Here is a 2,366-nt window from a genome sequence, read left to right as displayed (position 1 = left end):
GATCGAACAATCCAAGCAGGGCATGCTCCTGCCGTCGCGCCCGGCCGGGGTCAAGGCGGGACAGCTTCTGGCGCAGCCGGGTCATGCGGTAGGGAGGATATCCCTTGAGCTCCGGGTGGGCGGCCATCATGCCGGACAGAACGCTTCGCTCGAGGCTTTCGCGCGCCACGAAATCATCGTGCAGATCGAGAATGCGCAGGCCTGGGAATTCCCTCACGATCCGTTCGCCGACGAGATTCACGGGGTTGAGCTTGCTCATCACCATGACGTCCGGCCGGTGCCGGTCCAGGAAGGCGCGGATCTCCCGCTGGATCAGGCCGCGGCCGATCTCCTCCACGCCGGCGGGGGCGAACAGGCTTCCATTGACGAGGCGTGCCGCCGCGCGGACGGACTTGACGAGGCGCGACCGGGCGTGGCCGGGCAGGATCAGGTAATCCCGGCACAGCCGGCGCAGTTCGGCATGGGTTTGCTCGGTCGGTTCCTCCTCGCCGGTGAAGAGAATGGCGTAGACCTCGTCGTTCCGGTGCAGCATGCGCAGCCAGAGATCGTAGATCAGCGTCGATCCGTTGAAGACCGGCGGCGTGAACTGCTCGGCGATGAAGACGACTTTCATGTTGGTTCCCTATATGCGTTTCGGCGCGCCGGACGATGTCCTGCCGCCCCGTCGCGTTCCGGCCGCCCGGCATAGGCCGCAAGCGCAACGAACAGCACCCAGCTCATCTTGTTCTGCTCCATGATGTTGCTTTCGACGAAGCCGTAGATCAGGAACAGGGTCAGGACACAGACCGACCACAAGGCGACCCAGGGATTGCCCCGCCGGATCGAACGCAGCGTCCGGGTCATGGTTCGCAGAAAAAGCAGGCCGTAGATCAGCAGGCCCAGGACGCCGAACGCGAGCATCAGGTCAAGGAAGCCCTGGTGCGCATTCGGCACCTGCCAGCCGGCGATGTACCAGATGTCGAGGACAGGTCCCGAGGAGGCTGTCCAGAAGCCGCTGTAGCCGTAGCCGATCAACGGGCTTTCCTGGATCGCGCCCCAGGCCATCTGCCAGATGTCGGTCCGGCCGGTGAGGGTGAGGTCGCGGCCGAGCAGCGTCAGCACCGGCTCGAGCACCACGAAGACGACGAAGGGCGCGGCCAGGACGCCGATGACCGTGAGCGCGCCCAGGTAACCGGCGCGGTCGGGATGGCGGTGCATGGCGCGCACCAGCGCGGAAACGAGCAGGAGCACGCAGCCCACCGCCAGCGGCGTCTTTGACGTCGACAGCGCCAGCAGACCCGCCGCCCCGACGGCCATCATGATGGGCCAGCGCTTGTTGCGGCTCGTGACCACCAGCACGATGAACGTCAGCAGGGCCAGCAGCATGGTCTGGCCCATGCCGTTCTTGTGGCTGAAAACGCCGCGCCAGGCGCCGGGATGGGGCGGACCGGAAATGCCGACCCCTGGATTGGCCAGGACGAAGAGGACGCTCAGCACCATGACTACGGCGAATGCCCAGCCGAGCAGGCGGATGAGCTCGCCCGGCTCGAACCGCGCCGCCAGGTAAAGTCCGAGCAGGGTCGTCCCCGTGATCGCGAAGCAGCGGCGCACTGTATCCTCGGGCGAGAGCGACCAGAGCACGGAGGCCAGCGCCAGAGCCAGCAGGACCACGGTCAAGGGGTTGCCCATGGCGGCGCGCCACACGGCCGGCAGGCGTGGCGCCGCCAGGAGGAACGTCACCAGGTAGACGGGTATCCAGGACAGCCGGAGGAACTGCTGCTCCTCGTACAGGCCAAGCTTGGCGTTCTCCGAACTGAAGGCTTCGGCCGGCATGAAGGGTGCCGTCGGACCGAGATACCACACCAGCAGGAACACGACCACGGCACGCAGAGCGCCGGTTTGGGTCACGCCGATTTCCGGGTGGTTCCGCCGGGCCGGGACGGTGCGGGCTGCCATCGTCATGCCGGCCACCGGACCGCGTTGCGGCGGTAAATGGCCAGCAGACGGTCACAAAATATGCGGATGTCGAAATCCTGCTCGAAACGTCGGCGCGCCGCCGCCGCCAGGTCCTGTCGAAGCTGACCGCTGTCCATCAGGCGCACGAGCGCCGCGGCGAGCGGCACCGGCTGTCCGGGCGGCACGAGCAGCCCCGACACTTCGTTGTCGATCGCCGTCGGCACCGACCCGACCGGCGTCGCGACGACCGGAAGACCGTAGGCCATGGCCTCGACTATGGCAACCGGCAGCCCCTCATTGCGGGACGGCAGCACAAACAGGTCGGACTGGGTCAGCAACTCGCGGCTGCGGCTCTCGTCCGTCCAGCCCAGGAACGTCACCCTCCCGGCCAGACCAAGCGCCTCAGCCCTGGCCCGAAAGGCCTCGACCTC

Annotated in this window: 3 protein-coding genes; all 3 read right to left on the bottom strand. The window is 67.0% G+C overall.

The annotated features are described in order from the left end of the window. Positions 1-613 (bottom strand): hypothetical protein (locus AC5JJ6_RS09520; RefSeq protein ID WP_496041810.1); only part of this gene is annotated, 613 nt, incomplete at its 3' end. Then, the gene (locus tag AC5JJ6_RS09515) at positions 610-1,941 is read right to left on the bottom strand and encodes an O-antigen ligase family protein (protein WP_496041809.1); all 1,332 of its coding nucleotides are present in this window, start codon (positions 1,939-1,941) and stop codon (positions 610-612) included. The genes AC5JJ6_RS09515 and AC5JJ6_RS09520, both read right to left, overlap by 4 nt. Beyond that, positions 1,938-2,366 (bottom strand): glycosyltransferase (locus AC5JJ6_RS09510; protein ID WP_496041808.1); only part of this gene is annotated, 429 nt, incomplete at its 5' end. The genes AC5JJ6_RS09510 and AC5JJ6_RS09515, both read right to left, overlap by 4 nt.

It is taken from the genome of Skermanella sp., from assembly GCF_059503625.1.
This window is presented reverse-complemented; position numbering and strand designations above follow the sequence as displayed.